Source organism: Companilactobacillus sp. FL22-3 (genome assembly GCF_054881455.1).
In genome coordinates this window covers 58,452-85,166 of sequence record NZ_JBTYYZ010000005.1, presented here as the reverse complement: position 1 = coordinate 85,166, position 26,715 = coordinate 58,452, and the positions used below count along the sequence as shown (strand labels likewise).

The window sequence follows — 26,715 nt, the reverse complement described above, 5'->3', positions numbered from 1 at the left end:
TTTTGGGGAGCAGTTTATGAAAGAATCGTCAGATAGAAAGAGAAGTTGGTTTTACCAATGGTTCTTAAATAACCAACTGACAGTAATTCTGATTAATATTTTTCTGATCTTTTTAATTATCTTTGTTTTTTCAAAGATAAGTTTTGTCTTCTCACCGGTGAATCAAATTCTGGGAATTACAATGCCACCAGTCATCTTGGCCTTGGTCCTTTATTATTTGATCAATCCGTTGATCAATGTTTTGGAAAGTAAATTTCATATCAATCGGATAATTTCGATAACATTTGTTTTTCTAATCATCTTAGCGCTCTTGATTTGGGGCGTTATGACGCTGATTCCTTTTGTTCAAAATCAGTTCGACTCCTTAGTCAAGAATTGGCCACAATATTGGGATTCTTTGAATAAGAGTTTGCAGAATATGTTCTCTGACCCCAAATTACATGTGGTAAGAGATCGTTTAGCCGCAACGAATAAGTCAATTACAAGTAGTTTTGATAAGTCGATGGATAAGATCCTACCTCAAACAATGAATAATATTAGTTCTGTTGTAGGCGTTTTGACGAATGTATTGGTTATTCTTTTGACAGCACCTTTTATCCTCTTTTTCATGCTAAAAGATGATAAGAAGTTCAAGGAGTCAGTCATCAAATTTATGCCTGATCGGATCAAGAACTCAGTTGGCGATATGTTATCTGAAATCAGCCAATCTTTGAGCAACTATATTACTGGTCAACTTACAGTAGCCTTTTGGGTCGCTGTAATGTTCTTTGTTGGTTATCTGATTATTGGACAGCGTTATGCATTGGTTCTTGGTATCGTAGCTGGAGTTTTGAATTTGATTCCTTATATCGGTTCAACTTTGGCCTTAATTCCTTCACTCGTCATTGCTGCCTTTGTCTCACCTTCAATGGTGCTAAAAGTTTTGATCGTCTTTGCGGTCGAACAGACGATTGAGACACGTGCTATTTCGCCAATCATTGTTGGTAATAAGATGCAGATGCATCCGGTAACGACTATCTTGGTTCTATTGGTTTCAGCAGGCATGTACGGCTTGATTGGAATGGTTGCTGGTATTCCAATCTTTGCCATTTTGAAAATCATTTTTACGAGAATCTTCACTTGGTTCAAACGCAATTCCAGTTGGTATTCCGAAGAAGAATTACTGGAGAGCAATCCTCACGATGAATCTCAAAACACGGAAGATTCGCAGAAAGTTCAAAAATAATTCAAAATTATATTGTATAGACCGGGCATATCGTTTATACTAGCTATTGAGTTTTGTGGTTATTTGTTTTTCTCAGGAGTAATTTTGACAAAAGCAAGTAAACGAGAGGCTATACTAGCGCATGTCCTTGCCGTGGTTTTCACCGAGGAAATGCGCTTTTTTTGTTAAATTTAAGGAGATTTTCTATGACTAATCATATTGCACTTTATGAACCGCTAATGCCTGCTAATACTGGTAACATTGCTAGAACTTGTGCAGGTACTAATACTAAATTGCATCTAATTCGACCATTAGGCTTTAATACGGATGACGCCCATATGAAACGGGCCGGTTTGGATTATTGGGATAAGGTTGATATAACTTATCATGACAACCTCGATGAGTTTTTGAAATCAATTCCTGATGAAAAATATTTATATTTAATTACAAAATTTTCAAATAAGGTTTACAGTGACCAGGATTTCACGGATACTTCAGTTGACCACTATTTCTTGTTTGGTAAAGAGACTACTGGTTTACCAGAAGATTTTATGCGTCGTAATCCAGAAAAATGCTTACGAATTCCAATGAGCGATAATATTCGTGCTTTGAATCTTTCCAACAGTGCTGCTTTAGTTATTTATGAAGCTGTACGCCAACAACATTTTGCGGGATTAGAATTGAGTCATCATTATGATCACGATAAATTAGACTAGGAGGATCAAGTATTATGAAAATCAATAAAGGTGCTGTTACAGTTCAGTCTTTCCATTACGATGCTGAATCGCCAGCTGCTGATACTAAGACTGATTTACATATCAATATCGAGCATCCTGACTTAAAGAATTCGAACGGGGATCCGATAGACGAAGATGAGGGGAAAATTTTTCAAGTAGTCATACCTTTTGACATTCATGTGGAAAATGCTCCCTTCAGAGTTTCGGGAGTGATTGGTCAAGTTGTTCAACCAATTGGCTTCCATGATGAAATTCAAGATCTAGATGAGAAACAAGTTAGACAGTTATCCAGACCTTCAATCGAGTATATCGAAACTTTGACTTATCAAGTAACAGGTGTAGCGTTGAACAGTGCAGTTTCATTAAACTTCAACAACCATGAACAATTAACACCAAATGATGAAATCAAGAGATTAAGAAAAAAGGAAGCTGAAGATAAGTAAAAACAGTCCAGTTGGGCTGTTTTTTTTGAGGTTTAAAAAAGGTATAATTTTAGATGATTACTTTTTAATTCATGTGAGGTACTTATGGCAAGAAAAAAGGCAAGCACAACGCCTAGAAAGAGAAAAAAGGCAGTAAACAATTCACGTTTGATTCGTTCGTTAGTAAGTCTAGTGTGGATAATTCTGTCCATTTTAGGGTTATTTAAGTTTGGCATCGTAGGCAAAACTTTTGATAACTTTTATCGAATTTTTGTTGGCGATAGTTATCCGGTCTTATTGGTCATCAGTATCTTTGTAGCTGCATTCGTGATTGCGACTGGACGGATACCCGTTATGACGCCGAAACGAAACTTTGGCTTTATCTTTATTTATTTGGGATCATTGATCATATTACACGCGATTTTCTTCTCCAGTATGTCGCTATACCATAATTATAATTTAGTGACTTGGAACACTTTAGCTGCCGATATGACTCAAGTTTCCGTCAGCAATTCAGTTGGCGGTGGGATGATCGGTTCTTATCTATACAGTTTCTTCATGCCAATGTTTTCCAGTTTGGGAACTTACTTTGTAACTGCTTTATTGATTTTTATTGGTATTTTGATGTTACTAAATGTCACGATGAAACAAGTTTCCATTGCGACAACGAATATTTTAGTCAAACTCAAACACTGGTCTCTCAAGATTAAAGAGGCAATTTCAGGTCATTACAATAATTATGTTGACCAAAAGAGTTCTCCGACTGTCTCTAAAAGTCATGATAGTTACCAGGAAACTGAAGTTACTCGTGATGGTAACAAGATTGCTGACGGCTTGAGTAGTTTTAAGCAAAAACCTGAAACGCCAGAGGAAGACTTCAAAATTGAAGGAATCTCTACACCTACTGAAGCAAAACAACCAGTTGCAGAAACTGAGACAAAAAATAATGCTACGGCAGATGTTCTATCGAAGCCTTATGGGATAGATGGTACGAAGGATAAGCATTTGCCTGATCCAGTCAGTACCAAGAAGAGTGACAGTAATGTTAATAATGATGATTACGAATTACCTTCGATTGATCTATTGAAAAAAGTCTCGCAAACTGATCAGACTTCAGAAGTGCACTTGATTGAGGAGAATAAAGACAAGCTTCGGCAAACCTTTAAGAGTTTTGGGGTCGATGTGGAAGTTAAAAAAGCTAGCTTAGGTCCAACGATTACCAAGTATGAGGTCCAACCTGCTGTCGGAGTCAAAGTAAGCAAGATTGTTAATCTAGCTGATGATTTGGCTTTGGCTTTAGCAGCTAAGGATATCCGAATTGAAGCGCCAATTCCTGGTAAACCGTTCGTTGGTATCGAAGTGCCAAATAAGACTGCTTCAACAGTCTCTTTTAGAGATATTACTGAACATCAAAAAGATAAGACTCATCCCTTGATTGTTCCGCTAGGCAAGGATGTCTCAGGTAACATTATTGAAGCCAATATCACTAAGATGCCCCATTTATTGATTGCTGGTTCCACTGGTAGTGGTAAATCCGTTGCTATCAATACGATTATTACTGGTATTTTAATGAAGGCTAGACCAGAAGAGGTCAAATTAATCTTAATTGATCCTAAGATGGTTGAATTGAATGTTTATAACGGAATACCACAACTGTTGATTCCCGTTGTGACAGATGCACGTCGAGCAGCTGGTGCTCTGCAAAAGGCTGTCAAAGAAATGGAACGGCGCTACAAACTCTTTGCTGAAACAAGTCATCGTAATATCGGTGAATATAACGCTGATGTCGATAAGTTTAATCAGACGGCCAGTGATGAAGATAAGATGGAACGTTTGCCATATATCGTCGTTATAGTCGATGAGTTGTCTGATTTGATGATGGTAGCAGGTCATGAAGTTGAAGCAGCTATTGTCCGCTTAGCCCAGATGGCACGTGCTGCGGGCTTGCATATTATTATTGCAACACAACGTCCATCAGTTGACGTTATTACTGGATTGATCAAGGCTAATATTCCTTCAAGAATTGCTTTTGCGGTTTCTAGTGGGGTCGACTCCAGAACCATCTTAGATGCAGTTGGGGCAGAAAAATTGCTCGGTCGAGGTGACATGCTTTTTCAACCGATTGGTAAGAGTAAGCCAGTACGTCTGCAAGGAGCCTATATTTCGGAGCAAGAAGTGGAAAATGTTGTAAAATTTGTTAGTTCTCAACAATCTGCCGACTACGATGAAGATATGATTCCGACAGATGTCGATGAAGGTGGATCTGAAAGTGATAAGCCCGATGATGAATATTGGGAAGATGCAGTGGATTTGATCGTTCAACAACAGTCAGCCAGTGTATCGATGTTACAACGCCGTTTTGCTATCGGTTATAATCGGGCAGCCCGAATGGTTGATGAAATGGAAAATCGAGGTATCGTTGGTGCCTCAGAGGGTAGTAAGCCAAGGAAAGTATTGATTACACCCGAACAACTTGAAACTATTAGAAAAAATCAGGTGAAAAATTGAGAAAAACATTAGCAAAGAATATCTTTTTGAACATCAATCCGATTAAAAAATTTCGCACGATCAAGATTCAAATTGATTTTTTGAGACCGTTAAAAAAAGAGCAGACAACTGCCCGTCGACTGTTGGCCAACGTGATGTCTAACTCGACGAAGGATTATTCTAGTTTTCGGGCGATAAATGACCGTGAAATGGAATTGTATGGTTCTGAAATCAATGTTTTTACAAGAAATTTATTAAACTTCAATGACTTGGCATTCAGTGTGGAATTTGCCGATCCTAATTTCTTGATTGACGGTAAAGACCAACTGAAGGATAACTTGGATTTACTGAGTGAAATTATTTTTAAGCCTAATTTGGCCGATGGCAAGTTCGATGAAACGGCCTTTGAAACTGAAAAAAGAAATTTGATGTCAAATCTCTTGTCGATTCAAGATAATCAAGATTTAGTTAGTTCGTTAGGATTAGCTAAGTTGATCTATCGTGATAATCCCGACCGTCAAGCACCAATTTTTGGTAATATCGAACAATTGCAACAACTGACTAACGAAGATTTATATGCTGCTTATCAAGACGTAATCAAAAACGATGCCGTTTTGATCAATGTAGTGGGCAATGTCGATGAAGCAGAGTTTTTGGCTGAACTAAGCGACAGTATTTTTAATGAAAAATTGCAGTCTGGTCGCCAAGATTTAAAAATTGAATTTGAAAAATTTGATAACTTAATTGCCAATCCAGCTAGTCAAATCGATCACAAGCATTTGAATCAGAGTCGAATTGCTCTAGCATATGCCACAAAAGGAGTCTCTAAAGACTTCAATCGCTTAGCACCACAAATTATGAACCTGATTTTGGGCGGCGATGATCAGTCACAATTGTTCTTACAAGTCCGTGAAAAGAATAGTTTAGCTTATTCAGTTTCCAGCACTTATCAACCTTTGAGTCATTTAGTTATGATTCAAGCCGGTCTAGATGCAGATTCGGTCGATAAAGTTTTAGATTTAATTACGCAACAGATCAACTTTATTAAACAAGGTCGTTTTAGTGATTCGCAAGTTGAACATGCTCAAAAAGTTATGCTGACACAACGTAAGATTTCGAGCGATACGATCCAGCATTACATTATGCGGAGCATCTGGGAAACGATTTATCCAAAAACATTATTGACTGATGCACAGTTTGAAGCCGAATTGCAAGCTTTAGATCGACAACACATTGCTAGTGTAGCCGACCACTTATATGCAATTGCTCAGTACCAATTGATTGGAGATTAGCATGACAGAGAAATTAGAAGCACAAACAAAAAAACTGGCCAATGGTATGCAGATCAGTGTCGTGCCTCTGGCTGGTTTTAGCCAAGTCTATGGTTTAGCGATGACCAATTTTGGTTCAGTTGATACAAAACTAGGCTCGGAAGAACTGCCAGCAGGAATTGCTCATTTTATCGAACATAAGCTTTTTGCAAAGCCTGGTTATGATATTTCTGAGAAGTTTGCCCAGTATGGAGCTAATTCTAATGCTTACACAAGTTATACCAAGACAGGTTACCTCTTCCAAACTTTGGAAAATCCATATGATAATTTGAGAATCTTGTTGGATTTAATTCAGCATCCTTATTTCACGGATGAAAATGTTGCCTCTGAACGGGGGATTATCGATCAAGAGATCCAGATGTACTTGGATATGCCAGAATGGGTACTTGAACAACGTATTTTGAGCCAACTTTATCCTGGAGATCCTATTGCTGAAGATATTGCTGGATCGAGTGAATCGTTGCAACTGATCAATCGTGATAATTTGCTGGCAACTTATCAACAAAACTATCGCTCAGATAATATGAACATCGCCTTGGTCGGGGATGTTGATTTTGAAAAAGTTGTAAATATTGTTGAAAATTCAGATTTTCATTCAGTTTCTCAACCTCAAGAAAAAACTTTCCACAAATTTGCTGCAATCGGTGCAGGCGGCGCTGAGACGATGGATATCAGTCAAGCTCGGTCAGCCTTTGGAATTCGGATCGATACTGATATGTCAGGCTATGACCTGGTTAAAAAGCAATTTGAAATGAATATGGTTATGGAAACTTTGATTGGTGAATCTTCCAAAAACTATCAAGAAATGAGCCGCTTGAATTTAATTGATGATAGTTTTTCTTATAATGTTGTTGCAGAAAATAACTATTGTTTTATCATAATTAGTGGGTCAACAAATAATCCTGAAGAATTTCAAGAATATTTACGCAATCATCTTTCTTATGATAATTTAAAAGAAGTTTTGTCAGATGCTAAATTTGAAAGAATCAAGCGCGATGCCATCGGTTCCTACTTGTTTGCACAAAATTCACCCGAGGCAATCGCAAATCAAATGGCGGAATTGTACTTTTATGATGTCGATTATTTGGAACTGATTCATATGATCTCCGACATCAAAAAGGCGGACCTCTTAAAGATTTCTGATGAGTTTTTACAAGAGAAGAATTGTACCTACTATAATCTTTTGCCAAATAGGAAGTAGAAAATGTATGCTTTAGTTATGGGAAGTTCTGGCGATATTGGAACGAGTACGGCTAAGCAACTGGCTGACAAGGGCTGGTCTTTGTATTTACATTACAATCGTAATCGTGAACGGATCAGTCACTTGCAATCAGAGTTAGCACAGAAATATCCAAAACAGGATTTTATTCCAATTAAATTCGATATGGAGCACGATCAAGTTACGGATCTGACAAAACAGATCTTTGGATTGGATGCAATTGTCTTTGCTCAAGGGAATACTTACTACAAACTCTTGGTGGATATCTCCGAAGCAGAAATTGATTCGCTATGGAATATCCATGTTAAATTGCCGATTTTAATTCTCAAGCAATTACAAGATAAGCTAGCACAGACGCATCACGGTAGAGTCGTCTTTATCGGCTCAATCTATGGGAAAATCGGCTCGGCGATGGAAGTTGTGTATAGCACTGTCAAAGGTGCCATGTCATCTTTTGCGGATACCTATGCTAAGGAAGTGGCTTCATTAGGAATCTCTGTTAATGTCGTCGCTCCGGGTGCGGTTAATACCAAGATGAATACACAGGAATTTTCCAGTGAAGATCTTGCAAGCGTTAAAGATGAAATACCAGCTGATAGGTTGGCAAACCCTGATGAGATAGCTGATTTGGTCAGTTACCTTGTCAATATCGAATCCAATTATTTGACCGGACAAACGATCTATTTTGCCGGTGGTTGGTTGTTATAAGCTCGTTAGTAGTTGGACGATAATATATGTTATACTTAGAAAAATTAGTTAATTGGTGGTAAATAATGGACGAAATTGGCCAAAAGTTAAGAAATGCACGTATTAAAAAAGGTTACACAATTGATGATTTACAACAAATCACTAAGATTCAAAAGAGATATTTAATTGCTATTGAAGAAGGTCAATTCGATCACCTTCCTGGTGACTTTTACGTTCGAGCTTTTATCAAGCAATATTCAGATGCTGTTGGTATTTCTAGTGACGACTTGTTAGAAGAATATAAGGCAGATATCCCTAATTCTCAACCGAAACAAGAATCACGAGTTGAAGAGGCAAAGACTCGTACGATCAAGGAAGAATCAAACTCATTTTTAACAACTTTGAGTAATTATATTCCACAAATTGTTGTTGGTATCGTTGTTTTAGTAATTATCGGTGTAATTGCCTTTGGCATGGTTCATCGTAATCAGAGTGCTTCGAGTGTGACGATTCCTAAGGATACTAGTTCACAGACAACTAAGAAGAGTACCAAGAAGACTACAGCTAAGAAAACAACGACTAAGAAGTCGACGACTACAAAATCTACAGCTGTTACGGTTAAAGAGACAAGTACTGAGGGTACTTATACAGTTACTAATGTACCAAGCAGCGGTTTGAAAGTTGAAGTCGAAGGAAGTGGCGGTCAAGCCTGGATTCAATTCAGTGAAGGCTCAAATACTACTTGGCAACAAGCCTTGAGTTCTGGTGAGAAGAAGTCAACTACTGTTCCAAGTGACACAACTACTTTCAGTGTACAAACTGGTAACGTTACTAATACCAAGATCACAATCGATGGCAAAGCAGTTGATTTGTCTAAATCTCAAAGTGGCAGCACGATCGTTAAAACTTTGACATTTAATATTGAAAAATAAAATAATGGTGTCTAATCTTATTAGGGTAGACACCATTATTTTTTAAAAACATAATTTTGTAATTTTTGGAGGAAAATTTAAATGGTTTGGAATGTACCTAATAAACTAACAATGTTGCGGATTATCTTAATTCCAATTTTTATTATTCTTTTGGCCTTCAACTGGTCGGGATTGGGGGATATCTACGTAGCAAATGACTTAATTCCGATAAATCATGTTTTAGCAACAGTTGTCTTTATTGTGGCTTCGTTAACCGATTTACTAGATGGCAAAATTGCTCGTAAATATAATCTGGTTTCAAACTTTGGTAAGTTTGCGGATACATTGGCTGATAAAATGCTTGTCATGACCGCTTTTATTTTTCTAGTTAGTTTCAAAATGGCACCTGCCTGGGTCGTTGCTATTATCGTCTGCCGTGAATTAGCGGTAACTGGACTTAGAACAATCGTGTTAGAAGTTGGTGGCAAAGTTATGGCCGCCCAAATGCCAGGTAAAATTAAAACTACAACGCAAATGTTGGCAATTATTTTCTTATTGATGCATAATATTTTCTTCTCTGCTATCAATATTCCGATTGGTCAAATCTTCTTATATATTTGTTTGATCTTCACCATTTACTCTGGTGCTGATTATTTCTATCAAAGTCGTGATATTTTTAAATCATAATGCGTAATTTGGAAGTGAGAGCAATGACGGATAAAGTAGCTGAGATTTTTGAGAGTATTGAAGAAACTGATTTTGAAAAAGGTATACCAGCAAAGTATCAAAGTTTACCGGAACAAGTCGTTGAGCAATTGAAACAAGCCAAATTAAAGATCACAGCCGCTGAAAGTTTAACAGCAGGTCTTTTTCAGGCGACGATTGCTAATGTTTCCGGTGCATCCAATGTGTTTGACGGTGGTTTTGTAACTTACGCTGATGCGGTTAAGGTTCAGTTGTTGGGGATGGATCCACAATTGATTGACCAATTTACGGTCGTCAGTGCCCCAGTCGCTCAAGCCATGGCTCAGCTATCTGCCAAGCAATTGTCAGCCGATATTGGTGTTGGTTTTACTGGTGTTGCCGGACCTGATCCCTTAGAAGGTAATCCGGTTGGCACAGTTTTTATCAGTGCCTGCAATAACAAAAATAACGAAGAGATCGTTAAAGAGTTTCATTTCACTGGCTCAAGACAGGCTATTCGTGACAAGTCAGTTCTTTGTGGTTTTGCTCTCGTTCAAGAAATAATATAACGGACAAACATTTGTTCGCTTTTTTCTTGCTTTTTTGATGGATAACTAATATTATATCTAATGATGAATGCATTAGGAGGAAAGCAATTTGGCTAAAGATGAACGACAAAAGGCTTTAGACGTGGCCTTAAAGAAAATTGAAAAGGATTTTGGTAAGGGTGCCATTATGAGAATGGGTGATGATCTCAACACTCAAATTTCTACGGTATCCAGTGGCTCACTAGCTTTGGATAATGCCCTTGGCGTTGGTGGATTCCCACGTGGTAGAATCGTTGAAATATATGGTCCCGAAAGTTCTGGTAAAACTACCGTTGCTTTGCATGCCGTTGCCGAAGTCCAAAAGCAAGGTGGAACGGCAGCTTATATTGATGCTGAAAATGCGATGGACCCAGCCTACGCCACCGCCTTGGGTGTTAATATTGATGACCTATTGCTTTCACAGCCAGATACTGGTGAACAAGGGCTAGAGATTGCCGATGCATTGGTTTCCAGTGGTGCGGTCGATATCGTTGTCGTCGATTCAGTAGCAGCGCTTGTGCCTCGTGCTGAAATTGAAGGTGAGATGGGTGATTCACACGTTGGATTACAAGCTCGTTTGATGTCACAAGCATTGCGTAAGCTTTCAGGTTCCATTAATAAGACCAAAACAATTGCGCTCTTTATTAATCAAATCCGTGAAAAAGTCGGAATCATGTTCGGTAATCCTGAAACGACTCCTGGTGGTCGTGCTTTGAAGTTCTATTCGACTATTCGTCTAGAAGTTCGTCGTGCAGAACAAATCAAAGATGGTACTGACGTTATCGGTAACCGAACTAAAATTAAGGTTGTAAAGAACAAAGTTGCTCCACCATTTAAGATTGCACTAGTGGACATTATGTATGGTCACGGAATCTCACAAACAGGTGAATTAGTCGACATGGCGGTTGATAAGGATATTATCGACAAGTCTGGTTCATGGTATTCATATGGCGATGAACGGATTGGTCAAGGTCGTGAAAATGCTAAGACTTATTTAGCAGAGAATCCTGAGAAGATGGAAGAAATCAAACAAAAAGTTCGTGCTGCTTATGGTATGGATGGAAAAGCTGAAGATGAAGCTGATAAAGAAAATGCTGAATCAACAACTGAAAAAACTAGTGATTCAAAGAAAAAAGACGCCAAAAAAGATGACGCCGCTTTGGATTTAAATCTAGAATCTGATGATAAAACAACTGAATAATTGAAAAAAGAGACTAATTCAGTCTCTTTTTTTCTTTTTTCTTGGTTGACAGGCTCTATTTATTCTATAATATTAAGTTGTATGTAAAAATTCTGTAACATATGTGTTTTACAAACAAAAATTTTTAAAAGCAAATATGGAGGTGATGGCATGTATCCTGCTATCATAACCTTCTCTTTCGCTCTAGTAACATTAATCGTAGGTGTCCTTTTCGGATATGCTCTCTGTAAAGACGCTTACGAGAAAAAACTTTCACAAGCAAAACAAACTGCTGAGGATATCGTTTCAGACGCAAAAAAAGCTGCAAAGTCTCTCAAGAAAGAAACTTTGCTTGAAGCTAAAGATGAAGTTCATCAATATCGCGAAAAGCAAGAGGATGAATTAAAGGAGCGTCGTCGCGAAGTTCAGAAACAAGAGAATAGAGTTCTCGAACGACAAGACATTTTGGATAAAAAAGACCAATCGCTTGAAAAACGTGAGGAAAATATCGAAAAAAACGAGAACAATATTTCAGCACGACAACATAAACTTGATGAAAAAGATAAACAATTGACTGAAACTCTTAATGAACAGCAAGCGGAGCTGTCAAGAGTAAGTAATTTAACTCGTGAAGAAGCAAGAAAGATCATTTTGGATCAATTGAATAAAGAATTAGTTCATGAACGTGCCAAAATGATCAAAGAAAGTGACGAACATGCCAAACAACGTGCTGAAAAAGACGCTAAGGCTTTGATCGTTGCTGCCATTCAAAGAAGTGCAGCTGATACAGTTTCTGAATCAACTGTAACCACTGTGACATTGCCTAATGAGGACATGAAGGGGAGAATCATTGGTCGTGAGGGTAGAAATATCCGCACTATTGAAGCGATTACAGGAGTTGATTTGATTATCGACGATACTCCAGAAGCGGTTGCTTTGAGTGCCTATGATCCTGTCAGAAGAGAAATTGCTCGAATGGCATTGGAAAAATTAATTGAAGATGGTCGAATTCATCCAGCCCGTATCGAGGAAATGGTCGATAAGGCACGTAAAGAAATGGATGATCATATTCGTGAAGTCGGGGAACAAACAGTTTATAGTTTGGGTATCAGCTCGATGAATCCAGATTTGATTAAGATTATTGGTCGAATGGAATATCGTACGAGTTACGGTCAAAATGTTTTGAATCACTCGATTGAAGTAGCTAAGTTATCCGCTGTAATGGCTGCTGAGATGGGTGAAGATGTTATGTTAGCAAAACGAGCAGGTTTATTGCATGATATCGGAAAGGCTATCGATCGCGAGGTTGATGGTTCACACGTAGAAATTGGTGTCGATATCGCAACTAAGTATAAGGAACCAGAAGTAGTTATTAATACGATTGCTTCACATCATGGGGATGTAGAACCAACATCATTTATTGCAACGATTGTCGCTGCAGCTGATGCGATTTCAGCATCACGTCCTGGTGCAAGATCCGAATCGATGGAGAACTATATCCATCGACTTGAGAAACTTGAAGAGATTGCGAATAAACACGAAGGTGTTGATCACAGCTATGCAATTCAAGCTGGTCACGAAATTCGTGTGATGGTCAAACCTGAAGCAATTTCAGATGATCAGGCTGCAATTTTGGCTCGGGAAATGAAAGGTGAAATTGAAGATAACCTTGAATATCCTGGTCATATCAAAGTTACAGTAGTTCGTGAGGTTAGAAAAGTAGAATTAGCTAAATAGTTATTGAGGGGTGTATCGAGTGGTACACTCTTTTTTTAATTTCCTTTTGGATTAATCATTTGGTATTGTATAATTGTTCTATCAATGGAAAGTGAGTTTTTCTAAAAATGTCGGGTATGTTTAGTGTAATAGTAAAATTATTTTTAACGATGATTGTTTCAGCCGTGATAACTCCTTTCGTAGTGAAATTAGCATATATTTTGGGTGCGGTCGATAAACCCAATGCACGAAGAGTCAATGTTAAGCCAATGCCCACAATGGGTGGATTAGCGATCTTTCTGGCCTTTAATTTCTCAACGTTTGTCTTATTACGGGAACAATTTCCAACACATGAATTATTTAGTGTTTTCTTAGCTGAATGTATCATTATTTTAACGGGGATTATCGATGATATCCGTGAGCTATCACCGAAAGCTAAACTAGGTGGTATTTTGGCCGCAGCTTTAGTAATTTATTTCCTAGCTGGAATTAGAATGAATGAAGTTACTTTGCCGATTATCGGTTCTTTCCAACTAGGATGGTGGAGTTTGCCCATTACGATTATTTGGATCATAGCGATTACTAATGCGGTCAATTTGATTGATGGACTTGATGGTTTGGCCACAGGGGTTTCAATCATTGCGTTGTTTACTATGGGAGTCATGGCTTACTTCTTCTTAAACATGACTAATGTCTACGTGGCAATTTGGATTTTTGCCTTAGTAGCAGCTTTAGTAGGGTTCTTGCCTCACAATTTCCATCCAGCAAGTATTTTCTTAGGTGATACAGGATCACTGTTCATTGGCTTTATGATGGCAGTTTTCTCCTTAAAGGGTTTGAAGAACGTTACCTTTATTACTTTGTTGATGCCAGTAGTTATCATGGGAGTGCCAATTACCGATACCGTCTATGCAATTTTGAGACGGCTGTTGAATAAGAAACCTATCATGCAAGCTGATAAACACCATTTACACCACCGTTTGATGCAATTAGGCTTATCTCATCGACAGACAGTTTTAGTTATTTATGGTTTGTCCTTAGTTTTTGCCTTTATTTCAATGTTGTATCCATTGTCCACGCTCTGGGGCAGCATATTATTGACGATTGGTGTCCTAATAGGTTTGGAACTCTTTATCGAATCGATTGGACTTTTAGGTGATAACCGCCAACCATTGTTAAAAGCTATCCAGAGATTTGTGAAACGATTAGAGAAAAAAGATTAGCAGACGCCGTTATAGCGCCTGTTTTTTTTCTAGAGATTACTCCGAAAGGTGTTATATCTGACAAAAATCAACGTTCTAACCTAAAAATAAAGCCACCTCTGATTCAACATTATGAATCAGAGGTGGCTTTTGTTTTGCCTTGATACTTGCTTATTTAATGAAAAATAGTTGTGTTCCAAACCACTTGAGTAGTTATTTTAGTTAGCCTCAATTGGGACTTGTTTATAAGTTTTTTCAGTTTCTTTAAGGATAATTTGATTTTGAAACATATCTTTGATGTTTTGAACCATCTCATCAGAATTATCGAGGTCTAAATAAATTTCACATTTAACGTCAGCGGTGAACTGCTTATTTTCTAAAGTGATTTTTTCATTGCGGGCATAGTTATCGAATTTATCAAATAAGTGATAAGGAATGGTTAGTTCATAACCTTGTTGGATACGGTTTTCAACAAGGCCGATTTCCTTGATCGCTTCAGCTGTAGTGGAGGAATATGCTCTAATTAGGCCACCAGCACCTAACTTGATGCCACCAAAGTAACGAGTCACAACTACGGCAACATTTTGCAAATTTTGTTGCTGTAAAACGTTCAAAATTGGAGGGCCGGCAGTACCACTAGGTTCACCATCGTCCGACATCCGCTCGATCAAGACGTTTTCTTGCACGATAAAAGCTGTGCAATTGTGAGTTGCATTAGCTTCTTTTGTACGAATTTGTTGAATGAAGTCATTAGCTTCTTTTTCCGAAAAAGTTTGAGCAACATGAGCGATGAAGCGTGACTTTTTGATAATTTTTTCATGACTACCAGTTTTGGCAATAGTTTTATAGTTTTGCAAAAATGAGTTCTCCTTTACGTAGTTTTAGTTATGGACAAATTAAATAGTTATTTAGGTGGGCGGATAATCAAAACCACTGATATATCGCCTGAAGATATGCAACAACTCTGCCATGACGGCGGCAAAATCGTGGCGGCGACTTTTAAAAAGAATAATAAACTATTTTGTCGGCGGTGCCTAATGGCAATTCAAAAGTTACCGATAGATCATCAGTATTGTCGGCATTGTATCAATCTGGGCAAGATTCAAATTGATGAACGGTTACTGATTACGCCCACAGAGCTAAAATTCCCCCGCCAAGGGCGTTATTTAGCATGGCATGGTCAATTGACCACTAATCAGAAGAAGGGCGTCAGTGAGCTTATTTCGGCTTACCAGCACCACCGTGATCATTTGGTCTGGGCGGTGACAGGAGCTGGTAAGACGGAGATGATTTTTCCACTGATTGAACAGGCTTTGATCAATAACCAACGAGTTGCAATATGCTCGCCTCGAATCGATGTCTGTATTGAATTATTCCCACGGATTCAAGCGGCCTTTCCTAATACTTCGATTGGACTATTTCATGGACAGAGTGAGCAAAAGTATTTTTTGACCCAAATTATGGTTGCGACGATTCATCAGTTGGTTCGTTTTGAAAAAGCTTTCGATGTCTTGATCGTTGATGAAGTCGATTCATTTCCACTAGCTGGGGATGAAATGCTACATCTGGCAATTAAGAAAGCTAAAAAATCACAAGGAATAATCGTTTATCTATCAGCGACACCACCCAAAGAGTTATTACAACTAGTTCAGCAGCAAAAAATTTCCATCTCTAAATTATATCAAAGATTCCACGGTCACCCACTGCCCGAACCTCATGGTCATTTGCTCTTAAAAAGTCCATATTTTTTAGGTATTAATCCACGACTACGGCTTAAACTCAATTATCTGATCAAAAATAACCAGCGTTTTATGCTTTTTTTTCCGCAAATTCCGCAAATGAAAAAGTTTGCCAAAACGTTAACCAAACTATATCCGCAATTGAACTTTGTCGATGTTTCTTCAAAAGATCCACAACGGTTAGAAAAAGTTCAAAAATTTCGCAAGCAAGAAGTTCAAGCGATTTTGACGACTACCATTTTGGAACGGGGCGTGACTTTCAAAAAGATCACAGTCATGGTGCTTGATGCTCAGGCAAAGGAGTTTTCCAAGACGGCCTTGATTCAAATTGCGGGACGGGCTGGCCGGGATAAGGAAGCTTTTGATGATGAGGTGCATTTTTATTATCAATACTATAACGAACAGATCCGTCAAGCTAACCGAGAAATTCATTTTTTAAATAGTGAGGCAAAACATGGAATGTCTTAACTGTGGAGCTTTTATCCAACGCAATTTATCACTTGCAGAAATTTTTTTATGGCATGAAATAACTCCTCAATATATTTGTGATCGCTGTCGACAACAGTTGGCGCCGTTGATAAATCGGGATAATTGTCTTCGTTGCATGAAACCCAATGCCAGTGAAGTCTGTCAAGATTGTAAAATTTGGGAAGAAAAGTATCAGGTAATCAATTGCCATTATGCTTTGTTTGAGTATAATCAGTTCATACACAGCTACTTCAAGCTGTATAAACGATATGGCGATGTCTTGTTGGCACGATTATTTTTTCAAGATATTAAAAATTGGTCTCTGCAGCATCACTTTGATGTAGTGACATATATTCCCGCCAGTCCCGGACATCTGCAGACCAGAGGCTTTGATCCGGTTTATGAATTGTACGCTGCCATTTTTGAATTACAGCCACTTTTAGTAAAGGCGGATGCCGATAAACCGCAGGCTCAAAAGAATCGTTTGGAGCGTTTGAGGACACCACAAACTTTCTCGTCTTTACCAAATCTTAAGCAAATCAAAACCACTAAAAGTATTTTGATCTTGGACGATATATACACGACTGGTCGGACTTTGATGCATGCCCGAGAGATATTCAGGCAGGCTGGGTTTGAGAAAATATCCACCTTTTCATTATCGAGGTAATGGAAACGTTGTCATATTTCCTTAAGAATATTATAATTACACTAAAGAGATGTAAGAGAGCTCTTTAATTTCCTATCGTCGGAAGGAGAGATTATTATGTTAACTATTAATGTACGTGGTGAAAATATTGAAGTAACTTCATCAATTCGCGAATATGTCGAGAAGAGAATTTCCAAGATGGAAAAGTATTTCAGTGATGACAGTAATCCAATTGCACATGTAAACTTGAAAACATACCCTTCAAAAGGTACAAAGGTTGAAGTAACAATTCCATTGCCATACATCACATTAAGAGCTGAGGAACTAAACGATGATCTGTATGCGGGAATCGATCTAGTTGTTGACAAGCTTGAAAGACAAGTTAAGAAATTCAAGACACGTGTCAACCGTAAGAGCCGTGAAGGTGGCAGTCTAAAGGATGTTCCATTAGATGACATCACACCAAGCGACACCGAAGAAGACGAGTCACAAATTGTTAGAACAAAGCGTCTATCATTGAAACCAATGGATGCTGAAGAAGCAGTTCTACAAATGGAAATGCTCGGTCACCAATTCTTTATCTTTGAAGATTCAGAAACAAATGGTGCAAGCATCGTTTATAAACGTAATGATGGTAAATATGGTTTGATTGAAACAAATGAATAAAATTACAAAATTTTTTAGCTGAGACATTTATGTGTCTCGGCTTTTTTTGTTCTCAGGAAAGTGATTGTAAAGCATTTTTAACACAAAGAAGTGAAAATTGGTGTATCATTGTAATCCTGAGAAGTCTAATTAAATAGATATTAAGTTTAAATGTTGAAAAAAAAATGCTACTATTAAGAGTATGTTTATAACACTTAGGAGAGATATATTATAATGGCAAATCCACTAAGAAGATGGGTCGAAAGCGATAAAAGAGAAGTTAAACGTATGGGCAAAATTGCCGATAAGGTTGAAAGCTATGCTGATGCTTACAGCAAACTTTCAGATGACGAGCTCAAAGCTAAGACTCCTGAATTTAAAGAAAGACTAGCAAAGGGCGAAACATTAGACGATATTTTGCCAGAAGCATTTGCTACTGCTCGTGAAGGTGCAAAGAGAGTTCTTGGATTGTATCCATTTAGAGTTCAAATAATTGGTGGTATTACTTTACATGAAGGAAATATTGCTGAAATGAAAACTGGTGAAGGTAAAACTTTGACAGCTACTTTGCCAGTTTACTTAAATGCGCTTGATGGAAAGGGTGTTCACGTTGTTACAGTTAACGAATACCTTTCTGGACGTGATGCTAAACAAATGGGTGAGTTATACAACTGGCTAGGTTTAACTGTTGGCTTGAACGTCAATAGTATGGACCCAGAAGAAAAGCGTGCGGCTTATAACTGCGATATCACTTATTCAACTAACAGTGAATTAGGTTTCGATTATTTGCGTGACAACATGGTCGTTTACAAAGAACAAATGGTTCAACGTCCATTGCACTATGCAATTGTCGATGAGGTCGATTCAATTTTGATCGATGAGGCTAGAACACCATTGATCATTTCTGGTGCAGCTGAAAAGTCAACTGCAATGTACGTTCGTGCTGACCGTTTTGCTAAAACTCTTGAAAAAGACGATTACAAGATCGATTGGCCAACTAAGTCAATCAGTTTGACAGAAACTGGAATCAGAAAAGCTGAAGATTACTTTGGCCTTGATAACTTGTACGATATTGATAATACCGTTTTGAATCACCATTTGGACCAAGCCTTGCGTGCTAATTACATCATGAGTTTGAATATTGACTACGTGGTTCAAGAAGGCGAAGTTAAGATTGTTGATCAATTTACTGGTCGTGTTATGGATGGTCGTCGTTATTCTGATGGACTACACCAAGCTATTGAAGCTAAAGAAGGCGTAGAGATCCAAGATGAAACTAAGACTATGGCTAACATCACTTACCAAAACTTCTTCCGTATGTATGATAAGTTGGCTGGTATGACTGGTACTGCTAAAACTGAAGCAGAAGAATTTAGAGAAATCTATAACATGGAAGTTATCTCAATTCCAACTAACAAGCCAGTTATCCGTGATGACAAGGATGATGTACTTTACCCTACATTGAAGAGTAAATTTGCTGCCGTTGTTGAAGAAATCAAGAAACGCCACGCCAAAGGTCAACCTTTATTGGTTGGTACAGTTGCGGTTGAATCTTCAGAATATCTTTCTAAATTGCTCGATAAAGAAGGTATTCCTCACGCTGTCTTGAATGCTAAGAACCATGCCAAGGAAGCTGAAATCGTTATGAATGCCGGTCAACGTGGCGCCGTTACAATTGCTACTAATATGGCTGGTCGTGGTACTGATATTAAATTAGGACCTGGAGTTAGAGAATTAGGTGGCCTCTGCGTTATTGGTACAGAACGTCATGAATCTCGTCGTATTGATAATCAGCTTCGTGGACGTTCAGGTCGTCAAGGTGATCCTGGTGTAACTCAATTCTACATGTCACTAGAAGATGACTTGATGAAGCGTTTTGGTTCTGATCGAATCAAACGTGTCTTGAAAGCTTTGAAGGTTGAAGATGACGACGCCGTTATTCAAAGCCGTATGATGACTCGTCAAGTTGAGTCCGCTCAAAAACGTGTTGAAGGTAATAACTACGATACTCGTAAGAATACTTTGCAATACGATGATGTTATGCGTGAACAACGTGAAGTTATTTATAAAGAAAGAATGGAAGTTATTACAGAAGACAAAGATCTTGATCGCGTCTTGCTTCCAATGATCGAAAGAACTATTAAGGCACAAGTCGACGTTCATACAACTGGTAAAAAAGAAGACTGGGAACTAGATGCTATCGTTGATTTTGCTAAAGCTGCCTTAGTCGGTGATGATCAAATCGATGTTGTTGACTTACAACTTAAATCTCAAGAAGAAATCGTTAATTATTTGATGGACTTTGTTCACAAGAACTACGAACAAAAGAAAGATCAACTTGGCGACCCTTCACAGATGCTAGAATTTGAAAAAGTTGTTATTCTTAGAGTGGTCGACGAGCACTGGACAGATCATATCGATGCAATGGATCAACTACGTCAATCAATTGGTCTACGTGGCTACGGACAATTGAATCCATTAGTTGAATACCAAGAAGAAGGGTATCGTATGTTCGAAGAGATGGTTTCAGATATTGAATATGATGTAACAAGATTATTCATGAAGGCTGAGATCAGACAAAATATGGAAAGATAAAAGCTGGCCATTGGCCGGCTTTTTTTATAAGGGTGATTAAATGGAATTCGGTGAAATTAGAAATAGGATCTCCGAAATGGAGAATAAAATAAAGCAATTCAGGGGGTCTCTTTGACTTAGAGAGTCTGGAAGAAAGTATTGCTGAAAATGAAGCTAAAATGACGGAAAATGGTTTTTGGGATGATCATGAAAAAGCTCAACAATTGATTGATTCTACCAATGAACTCAAAGATAAATATGATAACTTCAAGGCTTTGAGCGAAGGATTAGAGAATCTGCAAGTTTTAGCTGAATTGTATCAAGAAGATCCGGAAGCAGAATTGATGGATCAATTGGTGGACGATTCGGATAAATTGGCTGAAAAACTTCGTTCATATGAGTTAATGATGTTGTTATCCGAACCATATGATTCTCATAATGCAATCTTAGAAATTCACCCTGGTGCGGGCGGAACTGAATCTCAAGATTGGGGTTCAATGTTGTTGCGGATGTATCAGAGATGGGCTGACCAGCACAACTTCAGCGTTGAAATTGAAGATTATCAACCAGGTGAAGAAGCTGGGATCAAGAGTGTCTCAATGATGATTCAAGGAAAGAATGCATACGGATTGTTACGTTCTGAAAGAGGGGTTCATCGGCTAGTGAGAATCTCGCCGTTTGACTCAGCCGGAAGACGGCATACTTCTTTTGCCTCCGTTGATGTGATGCCAGAACTAGACGACAGCATTCATGTCGAAATCAACGATGATGATTTGCGGGTTGATGTATTCAGATCTTCTGGAGCTGGTGGACAACATATCAATAAAACTTCTTCAGCGGTTCGAATTACTCATTTGCCAACCGGCATCGTCGTTAGTTCACAGGCACAACGGTCGCAGCTACAAAACCGTGAAACAGCTATGAACATGCTGAAGGCTAAACTTTTCCAACGTGAGCAGGAAGAACAAGCTAAGAAACATGCTGAGATTCAAGGGGAACAATTAGATATCGGTTGGGGATCGCAAATTAGATCATATGTTTTCCATCCATATACGATGGTCAAAGATCATCGCTCGAATTACTCGACTAGCAATGGTCAAGCCGTTATGGACGGGGATTTAGATCCATTTATTTATGCCTATCTTCAATGGAAACTACAAGGGGTCAAACAGCAATGAAGAAGAAAATTTTAGTTGTTGACGATGAACCAGCAATCTTAGAACTGATTGAATATAATCTTGAAGACAATGATTATCAAGTTTCAACAGCCGTTGATGGACAAATGGCGTTAGATAAGGCGACCGATGAGAAGTTTGACCTGATTCTTTTGGATCAAATGTTGCCAAAGCTGAGCGGCATTGAGATGTTAAAAAAGATGCGTAAGGCTGGTAATTTAACTCCAGTGATCTTTTTAACCGCAGTAGATACCGAAGAGAATAAAATCGAAGGTTTGATCAGTGGAGCTGACGATTACGTTACTAAACCTTTCAGTATCAAAGAGTTATTAGCTCGCATCAAAGTGGTTTTGAGACGAACATCTCATGAAGAAGTTCATCAGTCGTTTGAACTCAATACCGATGTGAAGAGTTTAGTAATGGATGGTCAAGAGATTCCGTTAACGAAAAAAGAATATGAATTGTTGGAATATCTGATTAGAAATAAAGGGATTGTCGTCTCCAGGGAGCAAATATTTGACAATGTTTGGGGCGTAGACTCCAATTCTCAAATGCGGATGGTTGATATTCAAATCAGCCACCTCCGTGATAAAATTGAACAGGATACTAAAGACCCACAAATAATTAAAACCGTGCACGGATTCGGTTATATTTTAGAGGTATAACGATGAAAAAAAGATTAGGACCAATAGTTGCTATATTAATTTCGATCGCTGTCTTTCTCATTATTGTGACTTTTTCAGATAGTATTTTGAGCAACTCACAAAATGATATGTTTACCGAAGAAACTGTTTCTTATCAAGAATTGAAGAAAAACCATGAACCGGCGCAGGCAGCAAAAATAGCTGGCCTAACTTATGTTGATACATCGAAGGAAAATACCAAGATGCAACAAAAGGCTTATGACATGTATCATAACGGCCGTACGGCTCCAGGCAAAGATTATGTGACCGATTCAACGCTGAATACTAGAACCATGTACTTCATGTCGGGGACGCAACGTCATATCGTAGCTAAAGAATATGATCGTCTCTGGAGTCAAAGTCCGATGACTTTTGTGATCATTACTTTGATGTACTTTTTGATTACTGATTCGGTGATCTTGTTCTATTACCGCAAGCGTCAAAAATTGAGTAACGATATCAAGAGCGTAACAGAAAATCTGCGTCGGGTTCGCAAGAATAAAGAGATGGCATCGATTATTCTAGCTCCAGACGATGAACTTTATGGTTTGGTTGAACAGACTAATAAGATCAGTATGGATATCAATGACCTTCGAGATGATGTTAGATTGCGTGAGCGCCGCTTCAGAGGTTTGGTGGGACACTTGCCAATCGGTGTCATGCTCTTGAATTCTCAAGGGGATGTCTTGATGCATAATCAGGCCATGTCTAGTTTATTGGATGTCAATATTTCAAATGATATTCATCCGTTCATTGAAGATGTTAAAACTTATAGTTTAAGTCGAATGATCGAGCATACTTTGAGAAAGAATAAGAATCACCACCGTGAGATTCAATTAGTTGGTAATTCTCAAAAGTATGTTGATGTCAACGTAATTCGTTTGATTCACTCACGTGAAGACTTTGATCAACAAGTTTTAGTTATCTTGTATGATTTGACAGAAAGCCGACAGATTGAAAGAATGCAAGTCGACTTCGTCAACAATGTCAGTCACGAACTAAAGACGCCTGTTACTTCGATCGAAGGCTTCTCAGAGACCTTGCTGAATGGTGCCAAAGACGATCCTAAAAAGGCTGAACATTTCTTGGAAATTATCCACAGCGAAAGTGTTCGTCTGTCAGATTTGATTCAAGATATTCTGTCATTGTCCAAGGTTCGACGCGACACCGAAAAGGCGACGATTTTCAATTTGCATGATGATATAAATCATATTTTGGAACGTCAATCCTTAGCAATTAAGAAACATGATTTGAAGGTCAAGCAAGAATATGCCGGTAATCCTGAAGTGACTGCTAATCGAGAAAAGATCAATCTGGTATTTCGTAATTTGATCAAAAATGCTATTTCTTATAACAAAGAGCACGGTGAGATCGATATCGAAGTACATCATGATGAAATTGAGAACCGAATCAAGTTTATTATTAAAGATACTGGAATCGGTATATCGGAAGAAGATCAAGGAAGAATCTTCGAACGTTTCTATCGTGTTGACCGGTCTAGAAGTTTGGAGACTGGTGGTACCGGGCTTGGATTGGCTATCGTAAAGGAAACCTTGGATACATTAGATGGCGATATTCGCATAGAATCTCATAAAGGTCTAGGCACAACTTTCACAGTCGACATACCACTATAATAAAAATGCCGCAACAAATTATTTTATTTTGTTGTGGCTATTTTTATACAAAAAATATACATTGTTGTACTATGCTAGTTGGATAGAGGTGAGGACATTGAAAAGAAGACTTGTCGCATTAATTGCAGTTGTGATCCCCATGGTATTGATTTTGAGTGGTTGCAAGGGCAGCGGAAGCCAAGAGACGATTACGGCTGTAGGTTCATCAGCAGCCCAACCATTAGTGGAACTTGCCGGGGAAGAGTTCACCAAGGATAATCCGAACGAATATGTCAACGTTCAAGGTGGCGGGACAGGTACAGGACTGAGTCAGATTCAACAAGGAGCCGTTAATATCGGTAATTCTGATCTTTACGCTGAACAGAAAAAAGATATTGATGCTAGCAAACTTGTCGATCATCGAATAGCTGCAGTCGGCATGATTCCCGTCGTAAATAAAGACGTTAAGATTAAGTCCTTAACAATTACTCAATTGAGACAGATTTTCTCTGGTCAAGTTAAAAATTGGAAAGAAGTTGGCGGTCAAGATTTGCCAATTACGATCATTAACCGTGCTGATGGTTCCGGGACTCGAGCATCCTTTGAAAGTGATGTTATGAACGGAACTCCGTTCGTGCGCTCTCAAGAGCAAGATTCCAGTGGAATGGTACGTCAGATCGTTAATAATACCAGAGGTTCGATCAGCTATTTAGCGATGCCTTATTTAAATAGTTCAGTCAAAACCATTAAGGTCAATGGCGTTGAACCAACAATTGAAAATATTGAGAATAATCGCTGGAAGATCTGGTCATACGAACATTTATATACCAATGGCAAACCAACTGGTATGACTAAGCAATTTCTTGATTTTATTATGACTGAACATGTCCAAGAGAATGTAGTTAAGAAAATGAATTACGTACCAATCAATAGTATGAAGTATCAAAAGGATTATAAAGGCAATGTAACGCCGGTTTCAAAGGGGGCAAAGTAATTTGAAAGATCCAATTAGAGAGAGTTTAACTAAGAAATCAGTCTCAGCTAAACGAGAAACTCGCGGTAAAATTATTTCTTTTAGTTTTACAGCCATTATTGTGTTGTTAGTTATTACGATTATTGGGTTCATTGCTTCCCGAGGTTTAATTATTTTCATTAAGGATGGCGTCAATCCAATCAACTTTTTGACGCACTCGGTTTGGTCACCTAGTAAGTTAGATAGTGCTGGGCATCCAATTGTCGGGGCAGCTCCAATGATCGTCGGCTCATTTGCGGTTACCTTGATTGCAGCATTGATCGGTACACCATTTGCCATTGCAGCGGCTATTTTCATGACTGAAATTTCGCCTAAATGGGGTCGAAAAATTTTACAGCCCGTTATCGAATTATTGGTCGGAATCCCATCTGTAGTTTATGGATTCTTCGGTTTAACGATCATCGTGCCATTTGTCAGAAGTTTTGCTGGAGGTAGTGGTTTTGGTATTTTAGCTGGATCATTTGTCCTCTTTATTATGATTTTACCAACGATCACTTCGATGTCAGTTGATGCACTAAGAGCAGTGCCACGTTATTATCGTGAAGCTTCATTGGCTTTAGGCGCAACCAGATGGCAAACAATCTCTAAAGTTGTTTTGAGAGCTTCAACACCGGGATTGTTGACGGCGGTTGTTTTTGGTATGGCTCGTGCTTTTGGTGAAGCCTTAGCTGTTCAAATGGTTATCGGTAATGCGATGCTGTTGCCACAAAATTTAGTCTCACCATCATCGACTTTAACAAGTGTCTTAACAATGAATATGGGTAATACAATTATGGGTTCAACACCAAACAATGCGCTTTGGTCATTGGCTTTATTACTATTATTGATGTCATTGCTATTCAACTTCGTTATCAGAAGAATTGCTAAGCGAGGTGAATTTTAATGTTCAATGAAAAAACTAAAGATAAAATTGCAACAGGCGTAATTTACTTTATGTCTGGAATCATTGTTTTGATTCTGGCCGGGTTGTTGATATATATTCTAGGTAGCGGACTACGCTATGTTAATTGGCATTTTCTCACCTCAGGATCTAAAGCGTTCCAAGCCGGTAGCGGTGTCGGCATTCAATTGTTCAACTCGTTTTTCTTATTGATTTTATCGATGTTGATCTCAATTCCCATTTCAATCTGTGCGGGGATTTATTTATCAGAATACGCTGGTAAAAATAAATTCGTCGATTTGATCCGTGTTTCGATTGAAGTTTTGAGTTCATTGCCATCGATCGTTGTGGGACTATTTGGATTCTTGATCTTTGTAATTAGTTTCAAATTTGGTTTTTCAATTTTGTCTGGTGCTTTAACGCTGACGGTTTTCAACTTGCCAATTTTGACAAGAAATGTTGAAGATTCCTTGCAATCAGTACCACAATCTCAACGTGAGGCCGGTTTAGCCTTAGGACTTTCAAAATGGGAAACTGTTATTCACGTTATTATTCCTGATGGTTTGCCAGGTATTATTACTGGTATGATCATTGGTGCTGGTAGAGTTTTTGGTGAGGCTGCTGCCTTGATCTATACCGCAGGTCAGAGTGCACCTCCACTAGACTTTACCAATTTCAATGTTTTCAGCATTACGAGTCCGTTAAACTTGATGAGACCAGCTGAAACTTTGGCGGTACATATTTGGAAAGTTAACTCGGAAGGATTGATTCCTGATGCAGTACAAGTGTCAGCGGGTGCTTCAGCAGTTTTGATCATTGCGGTATTGATTTTCAATTTACTTTCTAGATACATTGGTAATTTAGTTTATAAGAGAATGACGGGTGAATAGTG

General features: G+C 38.4%; 24 protein-coding genes. 23 read left to right on the top strand and 1 reads right to left on the bottom strand.

All coding sequences use genetic code 11. The features are described 5' to 3' along the window. The first annotated feature begins 16 nt into the window (after positions 1-16). The 13 genes from ACYT32_RS05905 (at position 17) to ACYT32_RS05845 (ending at position 14,388) form a co-directional block, all read left to right on the top strand. The gene (locus tag ACYT32_RS05905; RefSeq protein WP_395265124.1) at positions 17-1,225 is read left to right on the top strand and encodes an AI-2E family transporter; all 1,209 of its coding nucleotides are present in this window, start codon (positions 17-19) and stop codon (positions 1,223-1,225) included. Positions 1,226-1,410: 185 nt separating this feature from the next. Further along, positions 1,411-1,920: a tRNA (uridine(34)/cytosine(34)/5-carboxymethylaminomethyluridine(34)-2'-O)-methyltransferase TrmL gene (gene trmL / locus ACYT32_RS05900; RefSeq protein ID WP_395265123.1), complete on the top strand. Its 510-nt coding sequence runs from the start codon at positions 1,411-1,413 to the stop codon at positions 1,918-1,920. Between the two features lie 14 nt (positions 1,921-1,934). After that, positions 1,935-2,384 carry a DUF1149 family protein gene (locus tag ACYT32_RS05895; protein WP_395265122.1) on the top strand — a complete coding sequence of 150 codons (450 nt, stop codon included), beginning with the start codon at positions 1,935-1,937 and terminating at the stop codon, positions 2,382-2,384. A gap of 84 nt (positions 2,385-2,468) precedes the next feature. After that, a complete protein-coding gene (locus ACYT32_RS05890) occupies positions 2,469-4,871 on the top strand; it encodes a DNA translocase FtsK (protein ID WP_395265121.1) in 2,403 nt (800 codons plus the stop codon). Beyond that, complete coding sequence (gene yfmF, locus ACYT32_RS05885) at positions 4,868-6,142, top strand: EF-P 5-aminopentanol modification-associated protein YfmF (protein WP_395265120.1); 1,275 nt, start codon at positions 4,868-4,870, stop codon at positions 6,140-6,142. Before ACYT32_RS05890 ends, yfmF begins: the two co-directional genes overlap by 4 nt. A gap of 1 nt (position 6,143) precedes the next feature. Beyond that, positions 6,144-7,382: an EF-P 5-aminopentanol modification-associated protein YfmH gene (gene yfmH, locus ACYT32_RS05880; protein ID WP_395265118.1), complete on the top strand. Its 1,239-nt coding sequence runs from the start codon at positions 6,144-6,146 to the stop codon at positions 7,380-7,382. Positions 7,383-7,385: 3 nt separating this feature from the next. Then, positions 7,386-8,108, top strand: a complete 723-nt coding sequence (gene ymfI / locus ACYT32_RS05875; RefSeq protein WP_395265117.1) for an elongation factor P 5-aminopentanone reductase — start codon at positions 7,386-7,388, stop codon at positions 8,106-8,108. 65 nt (positions 8,109-8,173) lie between these two features. After that, on the top strand, positions 8,174-9,019 hold the full coding sequence (locus ACYT32_RS05870) for a helix-turn-helix domain-containing protein (RefSeq protein ID WP_395265116.1): 846 nt from the start codon (positions 8,174-8,176) through the stop codon (positions 9,017-9,019). 81 nt (positions 9,020-9,100) lie between these two features. Beyond that, positions 9,101-9,685 (top strand): CDP-diacylglycerol--glycerol-3-phosphate 3-phosphatidyltransferase, encoded by a 585-nt coding sequence (pgsA, locus tag ACYT32_RS05865; protein ID WP_395265114.1) that lies wholly within the window; start codon positions 9,101-9,103, stop codon positions 9,683-9,685. Positions 9,686-9,708: 23 nt separating this feature from the next. Beyond that, positions 9,709-10,251, top strand: coding sequence for a CinA family protein (locus tag ACYT32_RS05860; RefSeq protein WP_395265113.1), 543 nt, complete (start codon positions 9,709-9,711; stop codon positions 10,249-10,251). An 88-nt stretch (positions 10,252-10,339) separates the two neighbouring features. Beyond that, complete coding sequence (gene recA, locus ACYT32_RS05855; RefSeq protein ID WP_395265112.1) at positions 10,340-11,470, top strand: recombinase RecA; 1,131 nt, start codon at positions 10,340-10,342, stop codon at positions 11,468-11,470. 150 nt (positions 11,471-11,620) lie between these two features. Continuing rightward, positions 11,621-13,186 (top strand): ribonuclease Y, encoded by a 1,566-nt coding sequence (gene rny / locus ACYT32_RS05850; RefSeq protein WP_395265111.1) that lies wholly within the window; start codon positions 11,621-11,623, stop codon positions 13,184-13,186. Positions 13,187-13,302: 116 nt separating this feature from the next. Further along, positions 13,303-14,388, top strand: a complete 1,086-nt coding sequence (locus ACYT32_RS05845) for a glycosyltransferase family 4 protein (protein ID WP_395265110.1) — start codon at positions 13,303-13,305, stop codon at positions 14,386-14,388. Between the two features lie 197 nt (positions 14,389-14,585). Here the strand turns inward: ACYT32_RS05845 and ACYT32_RS05840 are convergent, their stop codons facing one another. Continuing rightward, positions 14,586-15,224 carry a YigZ family protein gene (locus ACYT32_RS05840; protein WP_395265109.1) on the bottom strand — a complete coding sequence of 213 codons (639 nt, stop codon included), beginning with the start codon at positions 15,222-15,224 and terminating at the stop codon, positions 14,586-14,588. A gap of 30 nt (positions 15,225-15,254) precedes the next feature. On the opposite strand from ACYT32_RS05840, the gene ACYT32_RS05835 reads away from it, so the two are divergent. The 10 genes from ACYT32_RS05835 (at position 15,255) to pstA (ending at position 26,713) form a co-directional block, all read left to right on the top strand. Continuing rightward, complete coding sequence (locus tag ACYT32_RS05835) at positions 15,255-16,574, top strand: DEAD/DEAH box helicase (RefSeq protein ID WP_395265108.1); 1,320 nt, start codon at positions 15,255-15,257, stop codon at positions 16,572-16,574. Beyond that, positions 16,561-17,241 carry a ComF family protein gene (locus tag ACYT32_RS05830; protein WP_395265107.1) on the top strand — a complete coding sequence of 227 codons (681 nt, stop codon included), beginning with the start codon at positions 16,561-16,563 and terminating at the stop codon, positions 17,239-17,241. Before ACYT32_RS05835 ends, ACYT32_RS05830 begins: the two co-directional genes overlap by 14 nt. A 96-nt stretch (positions 17,242-17,337) precedes the next feature. Beyond that, positions 17,338-17,886, top strand: a complete 549-nt coding sequence (hpf, locus tag ACYT32_RS05825) for a ribosome hibernation-promoting factor, HPF/YfiA family (RefSeq protein WP_395265106.1) — start codon at positions 17,338-17,340, stop codon at positions 17,884-17,886. A 213-nt stretch (positions 17,887-18,099) separates the two neighbouring features. Then, positions 18,100-20,460 carry a preprotein translocase subunit SecA gene (secA, locus tag ACYT32_RS05820; protein WP_395265105.1) on the top strand — a complete coding sequence of 787 codons (2,361 nt, stop codon included), beginning with the start codon at positions 18,100-18,102 and terminating at the stop codon, positions 20,458-20,460. A gap of 40 nt (positions 20,461-20,500) precedes the next feature. Then, a protein-coding gene (prfB, locus tag ACYT32_RS05815) for a peptide chain release factor 2 (RefSeq protein WP_395265104.1) occupies positions 20,501-21,617 on the top strand; the annotation gives its coding sequence in 2 pieces (ribosomal slippage) (positions 20,501-20,572 and positions 20,574-21,617; 1,116 coding nt in all). Next, on the top strand, positions 21,614-22,279 hold the full coding sequence (locus ACYT32_RS05810) for a response regulator transcription factor (protein WP_395265103.1): 666 nt from the start codon (positions 21,614-21,616) through the stop codon (positions 22,277-22,279). The genes prfB and ACYT32_RS05810 overlap by 4 nt, the downstream gene beginning before the upstream one ends. Positions 22,280-22,281: 2 nt before the next feature. Next, the gene (locus ACYT32_RS05805) at positions 22,282-23,931 is read left to right on the top strand and encodes a sensor histidine kinase (protein ID WP_395265102.1); all 1,650 of its coding nucleotides are present in this window, start codon (positions 22,282-22,284) and stop codon (positions 23,929-23,931) included. Between the two features lie 139 nt (positions 23,932-24,070). After that, positions 24,071-24,904: a phosphate ABC transporter substrate-binding protein PstS family protein gene (locus ACYT32_RS05800; protein WP_395265242.1), complete on the top strand. Its 834-nt coding sequence runs from the start codon at positions 24,071-24,073 to the stop codon at positions 24,902-24,904. Position 24,905: 1 nt separating this feature from the next. Further along, complete coding sequence (gene pstC, locus ACYT32_RS05795; protein WP_395265101.1) at positions 24,906-25,826, top strand: phosphate ABC transporter permease subunit PstC; 921 nt, start codon at positions 24,906-24,908, stop codon at positions 25,824-25,826. After that, a complete protein-coding gene (gene pstA / locus ACYT32_RS05790; RefSeq protein ID WP_395265100.1) occupies positions 25,826-26,713 on the top strand; it encodes a phosphate ABC transporter permease PstA in 888 nt (295 codons plus the stop codon). Before pstC ends, pstA begins: the two co-directional genes overlap by 1 nt. The last annotated feature ends 2 nt before the right edge of the window (positions 26,714-26,715 follow it).